1 protein-coding gene is annotated in these 556 nt (G+C 61.3%); it reads right to left on the minus strand.

The window, feature by feature from the left end:
• A partial coding sequence (locus FXV83_RS41935; RefSeq protein WP_187436552.1) for an IS66 family transposase occupies positions 1 to 479 on the minus strand: 479 nt, incomplete at its 3' end.
• Between the last annotated feature and the right edge of the window lie 77 nt (positions 480 to 556).

Below are 556 nucleotides of genomic sequence, written 5' to 3' on the forward strand. Positions count from 1 at the left end.
GGCGCGGCGTGCTGGAGGACCACGCCATGACAGGCGCGGCAGGCCAGCTTGGGCCGACGGGTGACGATTACGCGATACTCCGGTACGACGTCCAGCCTCTGGCTCTCATCGCTCCCAATTTCAAAAAGGACGCCTTCGCAGCACGGGCAGCAGGTTGCAGTCGGCATCAGCGTTTCGACGATGCGTGGCAAATGCTCCGGCAGCTTGCCACGATTGGCCCTGCGCTCGGCAGCTCTCTTCTCGCGTGTTTTGGGATTGGCGCGGTCCTCGGCTGCTTCGAGAGCCGCGACGGCCTGATCGATATCCTCCAGAACAAGCTGAAGCTGATCAGCGTCCAGCTTTTCCGACGATCGACCGAACTGCGCATCTTTCGCAAGCTTGAGCAACCGCTCGAGCCTGGCGCAGCGATCCAGCAGAGCCGCGGCAAAGACACGCAACTCGGCTGGATCGCTCGGCAGCTCATCAGGCAAATCACTCATTGGCCCGAGTCTGCCATGCTTCGCGCCTCGATGCAGCGAAGATTTTATATCCTTACGCAAGAGCTTTCGGCTGCGGG

Origin of the sequence: Bradyrhizobium hipponense (assembly GCF_008123965.1) — a bacterium.
Taxonomy (GTDB): domain Bacteria; phylum Pseudomonadota; class Alphaproteobacteria; order Rhizobiales; family Xanthobacteraceae; genus Bradyrhizobium; species Bradyrhizobium hipponense.